1 pseudogene is annotated in these 407 nt (G+C 69.0%); it reads left to right on the forward strand.

Annotation, left to right across the window (positions count from 1 at the left end):
- Positions 1-407, forward strand: a pseudogene (locus H5411_RS46770) (RND transporter); the annotation flags it as partial.

Here is a 407-nt window from a genome sequence, read left to right on the forward strand (position 1 = left end):
GCTGGCCGGCTGGATGGCGCTCCCCCGGATCGAGCTGGAAAGCAACTTCCAGAGCTTCGCCACCGGACTGGACGCGCTCACCGACGCCCAGCACGTCGAATCCGTCATCGGGTCGTCGGGCGAGGTCGCCGTCGTCCTCAACGGTCCTGACGTGCTGTCGCCCGAGGCCATGAAATGGACCAGCGAGGCGCAAGAAAGCATCGTCTCGCGACACGGTGACCAGATGCGCCCGGTGGTGTCGCCGCCGACCTTGCTGCAGTTCCTGGGCGCCTCGCCCACGGCGAGCCAGATCGCAGCCGGGGTCCGGTTGCTGCCGCCGTACCTCACGGGCGCGGTCCTCCGCAACGACCGGACGTCCGCGCTGCTGAGCTTCGGCGTGCGGATGGAAGACCTGAGCGAGCTGCAGG

It is taken from the genome of Amycolatopsis echigonensis, assembly GCF_014174495.1.
GTDB classification, from domain to species: Bacteria; Actinomycetota; Actinomycetes; order Mycobacteriales; family Pseudonocardiaceae; genus Amycolatopsis; species Amycolatopsis echigonensis.